At 40.1% G+C, this 17,284-nt stretch carries 17 protein-coding genes; 3 read left to right on the plus strand and 14 right to left on the minus strand.

Annotation, left to right across the window (positions count from 1 at the left end; translation table 11 throughout):
- Nucleotides 1–132 precede the first annotated feature (132 nt).
- The 13 genes from Q0791_RS14575 to Q0791_RS14635 form a co-directional block, all read right to left on the minus strand.
- Nucleotides 133–3,042, minus strand: coding sequence for an alkaline phosphatase family protein (locus Q0791_RS14575; protein WP_299007775.1), 2,910 nt, complete (start codon nucleotides 3,040–3,042; stop codon nucleotides 133–135).
- 163 nt (nucleotides 3,043–3,205) lie between these two features.
- A complete protein-coding gene (locus Q0791_RS14580) occupies nucleotides 3,206–3,412 on the minus strand; it encodes a DUF2897 family protein (RefSeq protein WP_299007777.1) in 207 nt (68 codons plus the stop codon).
- A 98-nt stretch (nucleotides 3,413–3,510) separates the two neighbouring features.
- Nucleotides 3,511–4,248: an 8-amino-3,8-dideoxy-manno-octulosonate cytidylyltransferase KdsB gene (kdsB, locus tag Q0791_RS14585; RefSeq protein ID WP_299007779.1), complete on the minus strand. Its 738-nt coding sequence runs from the start codon at nucleotides 4,246–4,248 to the stop codon at nucleotides 3,511–3,513.
- Between the two features lie 97 nt (nucleotides 4,249–4,345).
- On the minus strand, nucleotides 4,346–5,416 hold the full coding sequence (gene kdnB / locus Q0791_RS14590) for a 3-deoxy-alpha-D-manno-octulosonate 8-oxidase KdnB (RefSeq protein ID WP_299007781.1): 1,071 nt from the start codon (nucleotides 5,414–5,416) through the stop codon (nucleotides 4,346–4,348).
- An 87-nt stretch (nucleotides 5,417–5,503) separates the two neighbouring features.
- Nucleotides 5,504–6,688, minus strand: a complete 1,185-nt coding sequence (gene kdnA, locus Q0791_RS14595; RefSeq protein ID WP_299007784.1) for an 8-amino-3,8-dideoxy-alpha-D-manno-octulosonate transaminase KdnA — start codon at nucleotides 6,686–6,688, stop codon at nucleotides 5,504–5,506.
- 197 nt (nucleotides 6,689–6,885) lie between these two features.
- Complete coding sequence (gene can, locus Q0791_RS14600; RefSeq protein ID WP_299007786.1) at nucleotides 6,886–7,503, minus strand: carbonate dehydratase; 618 nt, start codon at nucleotides 7,501–7,503, stop codon at nucleotides 6,886–6,888.
- 93 nt (nucleotides 7,504–7,596) lie between these two features.
- Nucleotides 7,597–8,274, minus strand: coding sequence for a M15 family metallopeptidase (locus Q0791_RS14605; protein ID WP_299007789.1), 678 nt, complete (start codon nucleotides 8,272–8,274; stop codon nucleotides 7,597–7,599).
- Entirely contained in the window at nucleotides 8,268–9,422 is a 1,155-nt protein-coding gene (gene dapE, locus Q0791_RS14610; RefSeq protein WP_299007792.1) for a succinyl-diaminopimelate desuccinylase, read from the minus strand. The genes Q0791_RS14605 and dapE overlap by 7 nt, the downstream gene beginning before the upstream one ends.
- Entirely contained in the window at nucleotides 9,419–9,763 is a 345-nt protein-coding gene (locus tag Q0791_RS14615) for an arsenate reductase (RefSeq protein ID WP_299007794.1), read from the minus strand. Before Q0791_RS14615 ends, dapE begins: the two co-directional genes overlap by 4 nt.
- Before the next feature lie 111 nt (nucleotides 9,764–9,874).
- Nucleotides 9,875–10,384, minus strand: a complete 510-nt coding sequence (gene crr / locus Q0791_RS14620) for a PTS glucose transporter subunit IIA (RefSeq protein ID WP_299007796.1) — start codon at nucleotides 10,382–10,384, stop codon at nucleotides 9,875–9,877.
- 279 nt (nucleotides 10,385–10,663) lie between these two features.
- A complete protein-coding gene (ptsP, locus tag Q0791_RS14625) occupies nucleotides 10,664–12,394 on the minus strand; it encodes a phosphoenolpyruvate--protein phosphotransferase (protein ID WP_299007798.1) in 1,731 nt (576 codons plus the stop codon).
- A 10-nt stretch (nucleotides 12,395–12,404) separates the two neighbouring features.
- Nucleotides 12,405–12,665 (minus strand): HPr family phosphocarrier protein, encoded by a 261-nt coding sequence (locus tag Q0791_RS14630; RefSeq protein ID WP_299007801.1) that lies wholly within the window; start codon nucleotides 12,663–12,665, stop codon nucleotides 12,405–12,407.
- Between the two features lie 143 nt (nucleotides 12,666–12,808).
- Entirely contained in the window at nucleotides 12,809–13,207 is a 399-nt protein-coding gene (locus tag Q0791_RS14635) for an ACT domain-containing protein (protein ID WP_299007803.1), read from the minus strand.
- A gap of 265 nt (nucleotides 13,208–13,472) precedes the next feature.
- Here Q0791_RS14635 and Q0791_RS14640 point away from each other — a divergent pair, with 265 nt between their 5' ends.
- Together Q0791_RS14640 and Q0791_RS14645 are read left to right on the plus strand one after the other, a co-directional pair.
- On the plus strand, nucleotides 13,473–14,174 hold the full coding sequence (locus Q0791_RS14640) for a DUF3334 family protein (protein ID WP_299007822.1): 702 nt from the start codon (nucleotides 13,473–13,475) through the stop codon (nucleotides 14,172–14,174).
- 129 nt (nucleotides 14,175–14,303) lie between these two features.
- Entirely contained in the window at nucleotides 14,304–15,521 is a 1,218-nt protein-coding gene (locus Q0791_RS14645) for an RsmB/NOP family class I SAM-dependent RNA methyltransferase (protein WP_299007805.1), read from the plus strand.
- Nucleotides 15,522–15,650: 129 nt separating this feature from the next.
- On the opposite strand, the gene Q0791_RS14650 is transcribed toward Q0791_RS14645, so the two are convergent.
- A complete protein-coding gene (locus Q0791_RS14650) occupies nucleotides 15,651–15,917 on the minus strand; it encodes a hypothetical protein (protein ID WP_299007807.1) in 267 nt (88 codons plus the stop codon).
- Between the two features lie 139 nt (nucleotides 15,918–16,056).
- Here Q0791_RS14650 and Q0791_RS14655 point away from each other — a divergent pair, with 139 nt between their 5' ends.
- The gene (locus Q0791_RS14655) at nucleotides 16,057–17,223 is read left to right on the plus strand and encodes a hypothetical protein (RefSeq protein ID WP_299007810.1); all 1,167 of its coding nucleotides are present in this window, start codon (nucleotides 16,057–16,059) and stop codon (nucleotides 17,221–17,223) included.
- Nucleotides 17,224–17,284: the final 61 nt, after the last annotated feature.

Consider the following 17,284-nt stretch of genomic DNA (forward strand, 5'->3'; position numbering starts at 1 on the left):
CCCAATTTCATTCAATCTTTTAATATTGAATGGGTTACCTTACATTGTTGACACTCATTATCCCGAGTTCAGGTTACGTACAGTCACGTACTTTTTCGAATGTTGATTTTGAATGAGTATTCATGCACTGAATTAGTGGGCAATGGTAATATCGAGTTTATGCAAAAGAGAAGGGTAGCCCCAGCCATTTTCGCCGACTTTGACAGGCTCTTTGGTGAGATATTCAAATAATGTAGGCGCCAGTGAGCCATTAGCTTCCGAAAGAAGAGGTATTGCATCAGAGCCTATGGGACTCCCCCAAAAGCCAATAAAGGCATCTTTTTCTAGGTAACTTTCGCCTGCATGTCGCCCTGGCACTTTGGTGTTGTAACCTATCCCTTCTCTTGGAAAAAGGTTAATGGTGCCCGCTCTTTCACTGGCATAAAGCTGTGCCAGTTGCACGATAGAATCTGGTCGTGGTGTCCATTGAGTGAGCTCTCGCCATTGTTTCGCATTACACCATGTGTTGCTGTCTTCTGGAAGTGCTTGGAGAATACAGAGTGTCCGTAATTTTGTTAAGCGTGTTAATATCTGCTTATCGGGTTTGGCTTGATATGGATTAAGGGATTGAACATCAAGAAGTGTAACATGATCTGTGAATGCGTTTTTATCATTGATTGCACCATAGTAAAAACGCTGATTGTGATTGATGATGACTTCATCATGCCTTTGACCTAATCGATTTCCAATGAGCCGAATGTGACAAGTATTTTCATTGCAGTCTTTTTCGCGCACGACCATATAATCGAGCGTATCGCCTAAGGCATTTAATGTCTCTTCGATCATATCGACGCTCATAGTGTGCTTAGCTGTGATTGGCGTCCATTGAATTAACTCTTTATAGACTGGCTGAGTCGCCCAGCCTTGTTGGGCATTAAAGAGATCGATCATGAAGTTTCCACCGGCGGTAGAGGCGATGACGGCATCACTATTTTTATTACTGGAAGGCTTTAATGCGTGAGTGATTTTAGGCCCTTCACCTTCATCGGATGAGATTTTTTTGATGGTAAGGGGGTAGCCCAATTTGGCTTCAATGGATGGAAAGATAAGTTTTTCTGGATTCAAAGTATAATAGACGGGGGCGAGACCATGATCACCAGCCATGCCCCATAAAGTTTGATCATAAACGCCGGCTTGTCGATAGGCTTTTTCTATTTGGGTTATCCAATAATCCAGTCGATTGAGTTCACCAGTGGGCATAATGATTTCGTCGCTAAAGGGGCCAACAAAATGCGCAAAATGATCAGGCCATGGATTGTAGACTAAGGTGTAATCAGGGATCCCTTTGGCATCGAGCTTGCTGTAACTTTCTATATCTTGTTGAATTTTCCATTGACGAGTTAATTTCGTATAGAAACTCCATGGTGATATTTGCAGGTAAGTTAAAATGTTATCGATCAGTGATTGGCGCATTTTGTTTAAAATAGGCTCGACTTTTGCACGTTCATTCAGTTCCCTTAGGCAACGCTTTTCACCAAAATCACGGCGTTGTTCTCCTGTGCCTAAGTTAATTAATCCATCATAGCTAGTGTGTGCATTCCAATCATATTGAGCATTACAGTTAAGGGTTTTTAGGTGAATCAAACGATCAAACATGGTTTGAACATCATTGACTTGTAATAGTTTATCAAGCTGGAGGGCATCGTTACCAAAAAAGTAGTAGGCTCTGTCTTTATCTCTGTCGACAAAATGAAAGTTGGGGATCCCTGTACCTTGTTTACCCGCAACTTTAGCCCCCGTTTTGATGATGGGGAGGTTTCGTACACTGATGGTGGGTGTAGAGGCGATGCCGAACTGTGCGATTGAATTCGAGTATTGATGATATAAACCTTTAAAAAAGGGTAAATAATGAAGATCGTGATAGGTTTGTTCTGACAATTTATGTAAAAAACCCATGGTGGGTTGATGTTGAGGTCTTCCTTGAGCGATTGGACTGTTTAAAGCCAATCTATTTTGATCTTGTTGGTAGGCGTGGGCGATAAAAGGGCTATTAGGGGTGATTAATCCTTGAATTAAACCTTGTTGTAATCCATCAACGGTCAATTGTACCGCGATACGGCGTTTTTGTTGTGATTGTAAAAAAGCAATGACTTGCTTCGGTTGTTTATCAAATGTGGTTTGAAGCCATTGATTCAGGCGTTGCTGCTTTTCATCTTGATAAACAAACTGTCGGTAGGCTTTGAGTACATTTAAGCGAACGAAATCGATTAATGTGATGGTTAATGCTTGTGCTTTATTGTCGGGCTTTAACACTTGTTTGGGAGCATCATTTGAGATGATTTTGAGCAGAGACTGTTTTGTTTCCCCCTCATCCATGTCTGAAGTCACTTGCTTGAGAATACGGATCACTATGGGTTGAATTTTCGCAATTAATGCTAAGTCTTCATTTGAGTGACTTAAGTAAGTATAGTGTGCTGGAAGCCTATCCATCTTTTGCCATTCATCAATTTGAACGAGTGCATCATAGACGGTGATCATAGCTGCGATTAACTTTCTATCAAATTGAAGGCCTTTTGAGTGAGGCTTGTTTATTGCTTTTTGTTCAAATGGTGCTTGTTGAGAGAATTGGAGTAAAGAGTGTTCAAATGCCGTTAATGTCTGATGGCTATATTGAGTTTGTAGGTGTTTTTTGAATGCATCACCTGAGCTAATATTGGTATATCTATCATAAAAATAGTAAAGAAAATAGCCTAATGGAATGGAATAGGAGGGATTAGCGAGTTGACCCATAACCCGTTTTTTAACTTTACCTTCAAGGGGCAAGGTGAGTATGTAGGTCTCTAATGTCATGCCGCCAATTGTAAATAAGCTCATGTCTCGAGCAAACTTTGTTGAATAGGACAGAGACGACACGATTTGGTTTTTAAATATCTCAGAAGAGTTAACCAGTCCGCCTATGAGTGGCGCATTGCCAATGTCTGCATGTGCTCCATGGCTTGAGGTTAATGCAAGCATGATTAGGCTTATTCGTTTAATCGCGCTTGCTCGAGTCATCATTTCCATATTTACTCATGTTATTTTACTCATGTTATTTTAAGTTACAGTTTGGCATTAAGTTTTGGGAATGCAAGATGGGGCAGAGGGAAAAGAGAAGCGCTCAATAAAATGATTGCGGGAATATTGATAAGATTGAATGAAAGAGTCAGTGCATAGGCAATAAAAGTGATCATTTGTCACTGAAGGTATGGTGTTTTTTGTGCCTGGTGGCACCACCTAATGAGGTTTTATTCATACTTGGCGTGTTTTGTGTTTTTTTATGATTTTTATCAAGTTGGGTGAACTTGTATTTTGCACTGTATTTGAGTATGAGTAAATTACTGGCGATGATCCCAAGGATTAAAATAATGATGAACCATGTTTCGATTGTTGACATATTTATACCTTTGACTGAGCTATCTGACCTTTTAATATTGATGACTCGGCCCTAAGATCTCAGCAAGTTTCTTTTTGTGCTGAGATCTCATATTTTCGTTAATCAACGGCTAAGCGAGCTTCACATATGCGAATATCTTCAGGAGTATCGACCTCTGGAGAATCAAAAGCGCTGATAGCCACTTTGATTTTGTAGCCATGCTCTAAGGCGCGTAATTGTTCAAGTTTTTCGAGATCTTCTAAACGGCCTAAAGGCAGCTTAGCAAAAGTTGAAATAAATTGGCGTGTATAAGCATAAACCCCTAAGTGTTTATATACGGGGTAGTCGTCGGTATCACGACCAAAGGGAATGCGCGCACGAGAAAAATACAAGGCGTAAAAATCATTATCAAACACCATTTTGACATGTTTAGGATCGTTTAGTTCATGTTCTTCAATGATTTCAAATCCCAGTGTTGCCATAGCAAACTCGCCAGGATGGCGTTGAAAGAGGCTAATGATTTGTTCGATGGAAATAGGGTCAATTAATGGTTGATCCCCTTGAAGGTTAATGACTAAGTCATCATCTTTTAGACCTAATTGCGTAATGGCATCTTCAATTCGATCGGTTCCCGATGCGGCGTCAGCACGGGTCATGACGACTTTTCCACCAAAAGATTCAACGGCCGCTTTAATTCTATCGTCGTCAGTGGCGACATAGATTTGACTTAATCCTTTAGCGAGAGCTGCGCGTTCATAGACATGTTGGATCATTGGCTTACCATTAATGGGGGCCAATGGTTTACCTGGAAAACGGCTGGAACCATAGCGGGCAGGGATTAATAAAGTGACATTCATTGATTGTCCTATTTTACAAAATATGAAGGGCTGCAAGCAGCCCAAAAATATCTTCAATACCGATTTAAGGTGTTGAGAGCCTTTTGATGATAAAGGGTTACATACGACGGTAAAGTGCGGTTAGCATTTCGTCAGTGACTTTTTCTTCCCAGCCATCACCATACACATTATGCCATAAAGGCCCCATACTTTTCGCGACTTTTACCATTTTGTCAATGGTTTCATTGGGTAAGTCTTTGCAAATGCCTTTGGGTAATGTGACATTATGCTTTTTCAGCATTTGGCGGAATTCTGCGACACCTTCAGGGTAGAAATCTTCTAGAACATCAAAGGCAATGCAATTACCAATACCATGGTGGTAGCCTAAAACATAACCTAAACCATAAGAGACGGCATGACAGGCACCCACTTGACTGTAAGCAATGCTCATTCCGCCCATAAAAGAGGCCATCATAAGTTTGTCATCTTTGTCTGGATGATCATCAAGGTAGACTTCGCGGCATAGGGCAAGGGCTTTTTCACCGTATGATTTTGAAAATTCATTTAAAAATGTGCCTTCGAGTGATTCAATACAATGAATATAGCAATCCATTCCAGTGTAAAACCATTGGTCGGTGGGCACGCCCTGGATTAACTCTGGGTCCATGATAATTTGATCAAAGACAGTATAATCAGAATTGAGGCCTAATTTTCGTTCTGGACCACACAGTACCGCTGTGCGCGAGGCTTCTGCGCCAGTGCCAGAAATGGTTGGGATCCCCACATGGTGAACCGCTGGGTGCTCAATAAGATCCCAACCTTGATATTTTGCCGAGCCTCCAGGATTGGTGAGCATGAGAGAGACAGCTTTAGCAATATCTATGGTTGAGCCACCGCCTAGCCCGACGACACTGACGGCTTGCTTAGCATTGAATGCTTGAACTTCTTTAGTCAGGTTATCAATTTGCTCTGTTGTCGGTTCATCATCGACATTGACCCAAATGATGAGATCTTGAGGTTTTAATGGGATCCGTGTTTCTAGTGGCTTACCTTTATGAACATCATCGACTAAAAAAACAACATAGTCATCTTCTTGTTTTCGCTCAACGTTTAGGACATTATCAAGCTCTGCAAATGAACCGCGGCCATAAATCATTTTGGGTACGACTTTGAAATTTTTAAAACTCATATCATTGTCTCCATGACATTCTTACTTGTCGAGGCGAGAAGAGGGGGAGAATAAAGTTGCGATCCCTCTACCTCTATCCATAAAGGGTTAGGCGAAAGCTTTTTTAATGTTTTCAATACGTTTCTGAATTTCTTCTTCAGTCCAAGATAATTTAATGAGCATTGAAATGGTGCGGCTCATAATGGCATCGGATTTAGGCACAGAGACTTGGGTGTAGTCGGGCTTGTTTGCAATCAAGGTAATTGGCAGTGCAGCAGGTGACTTGAGTTCTTGAATATGCTTCCAGTTTGTTAAGTAGTGCCAGTTATTAACGTACCAATAAAAGCATCCATCAACACCATTTTCTGCCAACTTTTGATTGATCTCTATGGCGCGGTCTTCAGTAGGTAACATAAAGGTCAAAAAGCCTGCCGAGTCCCCTTCAGGATCGGGGATTTCACGGAAACTGACTTCGCTAATATCACCCATGGCTTTTTTAATCAGTGACTTATTTTTACGTTGAATATCAATGATTTTATCCAGTTTACGCAATTGAGCCAGACCCATTGCCGAATTCATTTCTGAAATTCTAAAGTTAAGGCCCATGATGGGATGAGATTCCGCACCTCGGTCATTACCCACATGATCATGTCCATGATCGGAAAACATATGGGCATGATCATAGATGCTGGTTTGATTGGTGATCACGGCGCCGCCTTCACCACAAGTGATCGTTTTAACAGAATCAAAAGAATAACAGCCCACATCACCAATAGTGCCTAAGGCTTGCCCTTTATAGCTGCCGCCAATGGCTTGGCATGCATCTTCTAAAATCAGCAAATTATGTTTTTTACAAACGGCTTTAATTTCATCCATTTTTGCCATAGAGCCGCACATATGGACTAAGTTAATGGCTTTGGTTCTTGGTGTGATTGCTGCCTCAATCCCTTCTGGCGATAAACATAAGGTTTCATCGATTTCAGCAAAAACCGGAATGGCACCGGCCATGAAAACGGCTTCAACAGAGGCGACAAAAGTAAAAGGTGGGACGATGACCTCATCACCTGCGCCTATGCCCGCGGCGGCCATTGCTGTTTGTAAAGCGGCTGTGCCACTGGAAACCAGATGCGCATGCTTAACATTCATCTTTTCACATAGAAGCTGCTCCATTTCTCTGGTTTTCCAACGATCGTTGCGCATATGATCAAAGTTATAACGAAAAGTAAAACCATTTTCCATGACGTCAGCAACTTCCTGTTTTTCTTCAGGACCAAATAATTCAAAACCAGGCATGTGGATTTCCTTAAAATGCGTTGTATTGGGTTAACAATTCAAAATAATCTTCGGATTATAACTGCAAAAAGGGAGAAAGGGCGAGTATTCTTCTTAAATATTAGACTAATAGAGATATTTTTATTTATCAGAAATGAAAAAAGGAAGAATGATAAGCAATGATGGCATTGCGATATCATTCAACCTTCAATTAAGGCTTATTGCCCTTCGGCTGAGTGATCATCCTCGTTGACAGTCACATCTAAGTCCGATAACAAACCATTTTCGATACTGTAGATCCAACCGTGAATGGCCAATTCTTGACCACGATGCCAAGCATCTTGCACTATGGTTGTGGCGGTTACGTTACCGACTTGTTCAATCACATTCAGTTCGCAAAGACGATCGAACTGAGCCTTTTCATCTAAATGAGATAAAGTGTCTTTTTGGGCTTTGTACAAGCTGCGAATAGGGTGTAACCAGTTGTCAATTAAGCCTAATCTGTCAGTGCCCATTGCGGCTTTGACTCCGCCACAGCCATAATGCCCAACCACCATAATGTGCTTGACTTTTAGCACTTCTACAGCGTATTGCAGTACAGATAAGCAATTGATATCACTATGCATCACCATATTGGCAATATTACGGTGTACAAAGACTTCACCGGGCATGAGATCGATAATTTGATTGGAAGGCACACGGCTATCACTGCAGCCTATCCATAGATATTCTGGATGTTGCTGAATGGCTAATTGTTCGAAAAATTGGGGATCTTCTTTTACGATACGATCGGCCCAACGGCGGTTATTATCAAATAAAGGCTTGAGTAGTTTCATTGTATTTGACTCTTATATTGATCTTGTCATCATTTTAGCATTCTTTATTTTAAAGCTGGTCTATACAGTTTTAAAAAGTTAATTTGCTCTTTTTTATTGGGGTGGTGGTGCAACACGTAACACGAATTCTTGCACTAAAGATTCGAGTCGTGGTAATAATGCTTGTTTTAATTGAATATCACTTTGCTTAATCATTTGGATTAAATGTTCCAGTTTAAATTGTGCGAGTAAATCATTGGCAATGGGGTAATAACTTAAATGCCATGGTTCTGGGCTGACACCACTTAATCCGACTTGATATGGACGATAAAACCCATACTCTTTTGCATGAATTTCTAGCCATTTCGAAAGGGCATAACAAGGCCCCGTTTCATGATATTCACTGTCAATAAGCTGTAATTGTTGTCCTGTTATCGCTGAGCTATCAAACACATCTAAATCTGTGCCCCAGTGGTGGCGCGATGTGCCAGGAAGCGCCGACCAAAGCAAGATCAAATCAATCAGTTCGTCGTCTGTTTTATTCTCAATAGTGACGATTTGATTGTGGCGATTCAATAATGGCCGCTTTCCTTGTGCTTTTTGATCCCAAATAGCTTGTTGAGCATGGAAATTCCGAAAAGTTGAACAAGGAGTGATGTGAATGCCATCGCGTTTAGCGGCTTTTTGCATACGCTTGAAAGCCGCCAAAGTATGACCTTCTAATAATCCATTGCCAAAAGTTTTAAGGTGTTCTTGGCTAAGGCCAAGTAGAACCTTATGGGGGATTAGCACAAGAGATTTTCCAAAATCTTTTCATAACATAAGGCGAGGGTTTCGAGATCGTCGATATTAACGCTTTCATTAACTTTATGTATGGTGGCATTAACTGGCCCTAATTCTATGACTTGAGCACCAGTTGGTGCAATAAATCGGCCATCTGAAGTCCCGCCGCTGGTTTGTGGATCGGTGTCAATGCCTGTGGTTTGTTTGATGGCATTGCGGGTCGCGTCCAGTAGGGGTCCGTTGCTGGTTAAAAAGGGCAGGCCATTAAAAGTCCAATCGATGTCGTAATCAAGGTGATGTTTATCCAATAATGCGATGACACGTTCAATCAATATCTCTGCTGTGACTTCCGTTGAATAACGAAAGTTAAACATGACCTTTAAATCCCCCGGGATCACATTTGATGCTCCAGTTCCTCCATTGATATTCGCAATTTGAAAACTGGTTGGTGGAAAGAATTCATTGCCTTGGTCCCACACAATCTGACTTAGTTCAGCCAGTGCAGGAGCGGCTTTATGGATTGGGTTGTCTGCAAGGTGAGGGTAGGCAACATGACCTTGTACACCTTTAACAATTAAATGACCTGTTAGGCTGCCACGGCGGCCGTTTTTGACGATATCCCCTAATTTGTGGGTCGATGAAGGCTCACCGACCAATGACCAAGTAATTTTTTCATTGCGTGCTTCAAGCGTATCAATAACACGGGTGGTACCATTAATAAAAGAACCTTCTTCATCACTGGTGATTAAAAAAGCAATAGAGCCTTTATGATCGGGGTGCTTGGCGACAAATCTTTCTGTGGCGACAACCATAGCGGCTAATGAGCCTTTCATATCAGCGGCGCCGCGGCCATAAAGATGATCATCGATAACCACAGGTTCAAAAGGCGGAGTGTGCCAACGGTTAAGATCGCCAGCTGGAACAACATCCGTATGGCCAGCAAAACAAAAGACGGGCTCTTGATGGCCACGCCGTGCCCACATATTAGTGGTATCTTCAAAGACCATAGATTCGATATTAAAATTGCAAGCTTTAAGCCTATCGCCCATCAGCTGTTGGCAGCCTTCGTCTAATGGCGTCACAGAGGGGCGGGCAATTAACTCCTTGGCAAGAGCTAAAACATCACGCTGTGAAAAGGGCGCTTTTGATTGATTCATAGGTTAAACCAAGCCTTATAGTCTGCTTCTTTAAAACCAAGCAAGATTTTGTCTTGCTCAACTAATACTGGGCGTTTGATTAAAGTGGGTGTGGCTAACATGAGGTCAATGGCTTTTTGCTGATCAATGTCTTTTTTATCGGCTTCAGATAATCCGCGAAAACTGGTGCTGCGCTTATTCAGTAAAAGCGCCCAATCAATAAGGCTGGTCCAATGTTCAAGTTGCTCACGAGTGAGTCCATCTTGCCTAAAATCATGAAAAGGAACAGAGAGTGCATTTCCGTCAATAAATTTACGGGCTTTACGAACAGTATCACAATTTTTAATGCCGAATAATGTCAAGGTGGTGACTCCAAATAGTAACTATGATGTGCTTATGATCTTAAGATGGCCTATTGTGTCATTCTCATAGGGTGGACTCAATAGTAAAACACGCGTATTCCAGGCTAGGGACTAGAGTATAGCTGAAAATATCACGTCTTTACCTGCTTCCACATTGCCATGGCGTTTTTCGAGTCCTTGTACATCTTCCATATTGGCTAACAATACAGGAGTGAGGACACTGTCAACATGTTGTTTAAGGTAGGATAAATCAAATGAAAGAATGGGATCGCCGCTTTTGACTTCTTGGCCTTCTTCCGCTAAACGCTTAAAGCCGACGCCTCTGAGTTCAACGGTACCGATACCAAAATGGACAAAAATTTCTAATCCTTGAGGGGATTCTATGCTAAAAGCGTGATTGGTTTCGAAAATCTTTCCTATGGTTCCATCAATAGGCGATAATATTGTATCACCTTTAGGGTCAATAGCGATGCCATTACCCACAATTTTTTCAGAAAAAACGGGATCGGGGACGGTTTCAATCTCCACGATTTTTCCTGACATAGGGGCATAAATATCAACACTACCTGTACGAGTGGTTTGCCCTGATACTAATCGCTTAATTCGGCTTAAAAATCCCATACATTACCTCTTAGCAACTTGGCTTGCTTGGTTTTTCCAAGTGACGCTGATGATCCGCATTCAGGTCAATTGGGGAAAGATTATTTTTTGTTCTTGTTCATTGTTATTATTGTCATCAGTTGAGGTTATCATTATCTATTTTCATGTGTCACGACAAAAATAATATAAGCGACAGTAAGTGCTTTAGCATTTCACTATTGTAGTTTTATTGTGTAAGAATAGCCGATGTTAAAGGCTATATTTTTAACATTTTTCTTGCGCTTTTAAAATTTGTTTCGTTTAAAGACGGGTTTTGTCTTCATAAAGGGGATCTTGATGGTAGACACAGTGATGTAGTGCTTTTATTGTGTTCATACTCAGCGCTTTATGGGCTAGGGCCTGACAGGCTGAATAGCTTATTTTACTGACAGTCGATTTGACCTCTAAAATAGCGGGAAGATTGACACTTAATTCATCAATGCCCATACCGATAAGTAGCGGTGCAATATGGGGATCACTGGCTAATTCACCACAGAGACTGACAGGAATGTGTTGTGCGTGAGCAGTCGAGAGGATCAGACGGATGAAATGTAATATTGCCGGTGATAATGAAGGGTAATCTTTAGTTAATTGAGGATTACTTCTATCAGCCGCCATGGCATATTGTGTTAAGTCATTGGTGCCGATACTGATGAAGTTTATTTTAGGTAACATAGAGGCTAAATTCATCACGGCGGCAGGTGTTTCGACGACAATTCCGATACTTAATGGGCCGAATTGAGTGTTAGTTTGTTTTAATTGCTGCTTACATTTTTTGATAATATTGAATAGTTTATTGAGTTCTTCAATTTGATTTATCATGGGAAACATGAGACGGACAGGCCCATATTGAGCGGCTCTTAATACGGCACGAATTTGGGGATACAGTAAGTTTGAGTGAGTTAAGGTGTAGCGGATCCCCCTTAATCCGAGGGCAGGATTTTCTTCCGGTACATTATTGAGAAAAGGTAGCGATTTTTCTGCACCGATATCTAAGGTTCGAATGGTTAATGTTTTACCATTTAATAAATGCACTATGTCACTATAAATTCGGTATTGTTTATCTTCATTGGGGGCGCTTTTTGAGTTCAATAGCATAAACTCGGTTCGAAATAATCCAATGCCTTCCACGCTCATTTCGTTAATGTGTGGTGTTTCATTGATTGAGCTCATATTGATGAATAAGGGAACCTGATAGCCGTCTTTTGTTTGTGCTTTTTTGTGTTTAAATGTGAGAAAATGCTGTTTTTGCTTTTGGTTGTCTTTTTTGAGTTGTTTGAGTCTATTGATTGTGGCTGTTCGAGGAGAGGGGTACAATTTACCGGTTAAGGCATCGAGTGCCAACGCTTGTTCATTGGCAATATTGGCTTGTTCAAAAGCACAATCAAACAGGGCTGGGATCCCTGCATTTCGAGCGAGAATTGCCGTATGGCTCGTTATTCCGCCGGTTTTTAGCACTAAGGCTGTAATGTATCTCAGGGGTAACATTGAAAACTCGGCAGGGCTAATATCCCTGGCCAGCAAAATGGTTGGGCGATTAACCTTATTGAGTTCGATGCCGTGGGCGCCGTTGATGCGATCGATCAGACGACGAGCCAATGAGAGAATATCTTGAGAGCGGTTTGCGAGGTAGTGATCATTTAATGCGTTCATTTCTGCGGCTTGATAAGCAAAAATACGTTCTACCGCAACGGCTGCGCAAAGTTGAAAACGGTCTATTTCATCACAAATGCTCTGTACTAATTCATTGTCATCCAGTAAGAGTAAATCTGCTTCAATTAATTTGTAATTTTGAGATTGGCTTGAAAGGCGATTTAAGTGCTGTATGAGCTGATTTTTTTTATTATTAATGATGTTAATGAGGCTGGCTTTTTCTTGTTCAATTTTATCCCGTGGTAATAGGTGGTAATCGTGTCTTTCAGGATGTAAATGCAAATGTAAGGCTTCACCAAAGGCGATGCCTGGAGAAACTACGATACCGGATAATGTCATCAATGTGCTCCTAGTTAAGCTTTAAAAGCAGGTTAGCGATATCAGTGACAGCTAATTGGGCGTTTTCTCCTTCAGTGATCACTGTCACTTGAACGCCTTGATATAACCCTAATGTTTGTAATTTGAATAAGCTTTTCGCGCTTGCTCGCTTTCCTTGACATTCGATGACAATATCACATGAATAGCTTTTAGCTTGCTTAACGAGTAAGGCTGCTGGGCGGGTATGCAATCCGTGCTGAGCTGAAATGATCACTGACTTTGAATATTGCATGTATAAGACCGCTCTTTTCCCAATAGATGAGACTAAGCATACGATATAAAAAAGGAGATTGATAATGTCATTATTGTGATAAGCCTCAAGGTGAGAGCCATGAACATTGAAGTAAAAGGACATGGTACTGCTTAATGGCTTGATCAGGACGTGCTGAGTGCATTAATGATTTGATAATGGTTTTTTTTCAATGAACTGAGAGTACGTTCAAAATCATGGTTTTTGACTAAGATATAATCCGTTTCAAAGGTGGAAATGGCAAAAATACTGATTTTTTCTTTGGCTAAGATTCCTGACACTTTTGATAAAAGACCGGTCATGGAAAAGCCTAAGGGGCCAATCACTTCTAGGCAACGCCAATCGGGCTCTGAATCTTGGCTATTAAGAGAGAGAGAGGTTGGTGCAACAATGGAGATTTCATCTTTTGTTTTCCCAATGAAATAAATGTCTTGAGCAAAAACTTGTTCAGGAATAGGCTCGTTAGGTTCAAAGCTATGAATACAAAAGGTTTGCTCATGAATTGCCAATGTCATTTTTGCCATTTAAATTATGTTGCCTTATTTTTCGAAAACGCTAAAAGGATCGTTTACCTCTTGGATATTCATCGATGAAAGTGACAATTGAATATTCAGTATCAATAATAGCACTTGCATGAAAATGGGGATAGATATGAGCATAGGATGCTTTGATGCAGATTGTGCTTTACCTGTTACTAGTTTGTTTTTTATAATGAAGTCTTTATTTTTTTGTTAATATAGTCATCATAATAAGATGAATATCAGCTGTTAACCATTGGAATGGATTATGATACCAAGCACGCCCGTTGTGACTTCTCAGGATATTTTACTTAAGCTGTGTCATTCAGTTTCACACATATTATCAAAGACGACGAGTACTTCTGTGACTCACGCTGGAATGGTGCAAACCATTACTCGCACCTGTTTAAAACCTGATTTAGGTTGCTTTTCTATTTTTGATGGTGGCTTTTCTGGATTAGTGGTGATAAATTTTTCATCTTCCTCTGCGGTTGAGATTTATCGTGCTTATATGATGCAGATGGGCATGCCTGAATCCGAACTGGCTTTTTCTCATACGTCAGATGAAGTGGCAAATGTGATGGGGGAACTAATGAATCAAATTATTGGTGATTTTACGAATAAAGTGAGTCAGGAGTTACAATCATCGATTAGCCAAAGCCAGCCAAAGATGTTGACCATTAGCAAAGAAATTACGTTATCCATAGACACGAATTTGACGGAAGCGGTGAGTCGTCGAGTCGCTTTTAAAACTGAGGGGAATCATAGTTTTTACCTTGAATTTGCCATGGATAAAACGGAATTCATTCCAGTTAGTGATGTCAATAATGACAAGGAGCAAGATCCTGATAGGTTATTGGAAGCCCATGGCACGCAAAAAAATAATCCCTATGATAAAGATGGAAGCGTGAGCAGTCAGTCTCACCAAAAAATGGATGAAGCTGATGAATTACTGAATTCGTTAGGTTTATAATTATCTCATTGATTCAGTGATAAGTGCCAGTTCACCATGTGGTCTTAATGATTTTTCCCGTGGGATTGACTTGCGTATTGCTGACTTTACTCCTATGATCCCTCGGTTTTTTCTCTACGGTAGCCTAACATGTTAAATGCTTCACTTTCTCCGAGTTCTAATCAATTAGTGATCGATATCCTTGATCTTGTCTTAACACAAGGAAAGCCGCTTGATCGTGCTTATTCTTTACAATTTTCAGGAGTGACATTGCAACCGTCAGAGCAAGGACGGATCACACTTGTGGTAGGGGATATTTTAAGAAGATTAAATTTATACTGTTATTTATCTGATGTTAAAACCGATGAAGTGGCCAGATTAGGGACTCGGCTTTTAAATACTTGGCATGTGTTCCATCAATTACCTTTGCCGAAAATGCAATATTCTTTGCCTATTAATGAAGCAGAACTAGCCAAACGAATTGAAATCGCGAAACAAAACCAAGCATTGTGGGATGGTTGTCCTGAATGGTTAGACACCTTAGGGACTACTCAGCTGGGAGATAAGTGGCCACAAGAGCGTGCAGCCCTAAATCAAGCAGCAAAACGATTTCTACGAACCAATACTCTGCAAACCAGTAAAGTGGCATTGCGTAAGGCATTAGCAAAAGAGGGAGTCAATACCCTTGAAGTGAAAGGGGTCGATACAGCCCTTGAAGTGACTTCTGACTCAGCCCTTTTTAGAACCGATGCGTTTAAATTAGGCTTATTTGAACAGCAAGATGCAGGATCGCAATTAGTTGCAGCGGCATTAGATGCTAAGCCGGGTATGCGTGTGATTGACGCCTGTGCCGGAGCGGGTGGGAAAACATTGTCTATTGCAGCTCAAATGCAAGGTAAAGGCCGTTTATTAGCCATGGATGTTGAGCAGTGGAAGCTGGATAATTTAAAACAAAGGGCCAGGCGCGCAGGTGCTCATAATGTCGAAACTCGTATTATTGCCAGCAGCAAAACTATTAAGCGGCTTAAGCTAACCGCCGATCGAGTGTTACTTGATGTGCCTTGCTCTGGCTTAGGCGTGCTCAAACGTAATCCTGATACGAAATGGCGAGATGCGGCAGAGCGTTTACCTGTGCTTGTTGCATTACAAAAGCAGATATTGCAAAGCTACAGCCGAATGGTAAAAGTGGAAGGGATCTTGGTTTACGCCACATGCTCTATTATGCCAGAAGAAAATCGTGGGCAAGTGGATGCATTTCTTGCTGAAAACCCGCATTTTGAGTTGATTGAAGATGAAACGATCAGTCCCGCAGAAACTGGTTTTGATGGGTTTTATTTGGCTAAATTAAAACGTGTGGCTGAAGCTTAATGTCATACTGACACAGATAGCGTGTCTTAAGTAGGCGCGCGATTGTCAAGCTTGATACTTTGATTAGCTGTTTTTAAAAGCGACTCGATATTGTTGAGTATAAAGACATTTAATTGAAATCGATACCTGTTAAGGCAAGTTTAAGGATGTCACATTAGGGCGCAAAGTACAAGTTATTTTCCTTTTATCATTCTTGGTTAAATTCGTCTTAAACTCCACATCTTGTATAAACACAGTATTAATATATCTCGCTTGAGTTTTCTTGTTTTCAGCGCTTTTTCGACGCTGACGGTGCTCCTCTCCTGCTTGACTCTCTTTTGCAAAGGTTAATATTGCGCATAAACGTTCATTGCTGACTGTTTCATCTTGCTGAATATGCTTTAACGTATCAAACACTCTATACGGTAAGTCTTCACAACAATGACCTGTACAAAATATATATTCCTTATATTCTGCTAAACTTATAGGTAAATATACAGAAGTTTGTATTGGTTTATTCTACTTCTCACGCTATCATTATTGGAGCAGTTAAGAAATGGCATTCATACTCTGTGGATTAAAAAATAGTGCTGATTTAGAAAAACGCTTGAAACATGCGGCACCAACGTATTGGAGCTCTCATCTTCGATTTGACGGAGACAAATATGATAAACAACTCTATATTCATACAAAGACCTCCAGAGGTTTTGGTTGGTTCTACAAAACCTCCAGAAGCATAAAACAACTTGAAGGATACAATCTTTTTTGCGCTACATTTGAACAATATTGCTATGATTATTGTTATAAGTATAGTTCTCAATTTTCAGTTACTTATTGTAATGTTAGCTTTGAATCCGTAGCTTATTTAATGATGACCTGCTTATCCAATTTTTTAGAACTTTATTCTTATTCTGTTATTAAAGTAAAAGATGCTGTTAAAATAATTGATAATTTATTGGATTTGGAAAATGATACATTTTTGAAGTTGTTTGAATTTTGTAAGCATATGGCTAGTGTTGCCCCTGAGGAATTCACAGAAGCCTTTAATAAAGTCAGGGAATTAAGCGCTCAACAAGGTTATAATAAATTTATTGTTTATTTCATTCTTAATCCAAAAGAAAATGAAATGGGGCAAATACCTGATTATTCATTTATCAATACTTATGCCAAAAGACTATATTATGCTTTCTATAAATACATATACAGTAAAACAGATATTCATATTACCAAGGAAATAATTGACAGAAATATAACAACAAAAAATTTAATAAGATTTTATCAAATAAATTTAGCTCCAGCATTATTCAATATTAATAACATACAATATATTACTGTTAGTAATAATGAAAAGTTTAGTCTTTATTTTAAAGATGATAAAACTCACAAAAATGGCCGCATACGGTTAGCGCATAAAAATGGCCCATCTGTAGATATCTCTATATATCCAGATGAAAACTTTACCAACACAGATGAAAACCAAAAATTTTATAGAAGAAAAAAACTTAAAGAAGATGATGATATACAAACAGTAAAACAGTATTTATCCAATAAAAACTGGCACTCTCCCAAGGTGGGTGAGAGATTAGCTCAGATATGGATCGACGGCTCTGGCTCTAAAGTTACAGATACACACATATCCAGAGGAAAATATTATCTACCTGACACGATTATATCCACATTAATTCAAGAAAAAATTAATGTGCTTTATGAAGTGGTCAACTAATTCTGGCCACGGATTTATGTTCGCTCTTAAATAATTGTTCGGATCTGTTAGGTGTTAAACC

The sequence above is a fragment of the uncultured Shewanella sp. genome (assembly GCF_947495455.1).
Lineage (GTDB): Bacteria > Pseudomonadota > Gammaproteobacteria > Enterobacterales > Shewanellaceae > Shewanella.

What these genes read in the sequence shown, in the direction of transcription:
- Q0791_RS14635 (WP_299007803.1), bottom strand. Translation starts at nt 13,207, where the DNA reads ATGGCAAAAATGACATTGGCAATTCATGAGCAAACCTTTTGTATTCAT.
- can (WP_299007786.1), bottom strand. Translation starts at nt 7,503, where the DNA reads ATGAAACTACTCAAGCCTTTATTTGATAATAACCGCCGTTGGGCCGAT.
- Q0791_RS14655 (WP_299007810.1), top strand. Translation starts at nt 16,057, where the DNA reads ATGGCATTCATACTCTGTGGATTAAAAAATAGTGCTGATTTAGAAAAA.
- Q0791_RS14580 (WP_299007777.1), bottom strand. Translation starts at nt 3,412, where the DNA reads ATGTCAACAATCGAAACATGGTTCATCATTATTTTAATCCTTGGGATC.
- Q0791_RS14645 (WP_299007805.1), top strand. Translation starts at nt 14,304, where the DNA reads ATGTTAAATGCTTCACTTTCTCCGAGTTCTAATCAATTAGTGATCGAT.
- kdsB (WP_299007779.1), bottom strand. Translation starts at nt 4,248, where the DNA reads ATGAATGTCACTTTATTAATCCCTGCCCGCTATGGTTCCAGCCGTTTT.
- ptsP (WP_299007798.1), bottom strand. Translation starts at nt 12,394, where the DNA reads ATGACATTATCCGGTATCGTAGTTTCTCCAGGCATCGCCTTTGGTGAA.
- kdnB (WP_299007781.1), bottom strand. Translation starts at nt 5,416, where the DNA reads ATGAGTTTTAAAAATTTCAAAGTCGTACCCAAAATGATTTATGGCCGC.
- crr (WP_299007796.1), bottom strand. Translation starts at nt 10,384, where the DNA reads ATGGGATTTTTAAGCCGAATTAAGCGATTAGTATCAGGGCAAACCACT.
- kdnA (WP_299007784.1), bottom strand. Translation starts at nt 6,688, where the DNA reads ATGCCTGGTTTTGAATTATTTGGTCCTGAAGAAAAACAGGAAGTTGCT.
- dapE (WP_299007792.1), bottom strand. Translation starts at nt 9,422, where the DNA reads ATGAATCAATCAAAAGCGCCCTTTTCACAGCGTGATGTTTTAGCTCTT.
- Q0791_RS14630 (WP_299007801.1), bottom strand. Translation starts at nt 12,665, where the DNA reads ATGCAATATTCAAAGTCAGTGATCATTTCAGCTCAGCACGGATTGCAT.
- Q0791_RS14575 (WP_299007775.1), bottom strand. Translation starts at nt 3,042, where the DNA reads ATGGAAATGATGACTCGAGCAAGCGCGATTAAACGAATAAGCCTAATC.